At 39.5% G+C, this 349-nt stretch carries 1 protein-coding gene; it reads left to right on the top strand.

Annotated features, from left to right (window positions below; all coding sequences use genetic code 11):
* A partial coding sequence (locus tag ER639_RS12130) for an MSCRAMM family adhesin SdrC (protein WP_240664086.1) occupies nucleotides 1-349 on the top strand: 349 nt, incomplete at both ends.

The following is a 349-nucleotide window of genomic DNA, read 5'->3' as shown; positions in this document are numbered from 1 at the left end:
CACAAACAACAGATGTTAATGGTAATTATTTATTCACCGGCTTAAAACCAGGCGACTATACAGTAGTATTTGGAACACCAGCTCAAGTGACAAATCCAGATGGATCAACAACAAATTACACAGAAGTAACAAGTGTGAATGAACAAACAGATGGAGATAACTCAAACGTAGCATCGCAAGATGTGACTATCACAAATGCGGACAACTACACAATTGACCGAGGTTTTAGAACAACGACAACACCAGTGCCAACATATGAAATCGGAGATAAAGTATGGTTAGATACAAATGGAGATGACATCCAAAATGGTGGAACAGAACCAGGTATCGCAGGAGTGCAAGTCCAATT

Origin of the sequence: Macrococcus sp. DPC7161 (genome assembly GCF_004117835.1) — a bacterium.
Lineage (GTDB): Bacteria > Bacillota > Bacilli > Staphylococcales > Staphylococcaceae > SDSC01.
The sequence above is the reverse complement of the archived record's forward strand: the minus strand, read 5'-3'. Positions and strand labels throughout refer to the sequence as shown.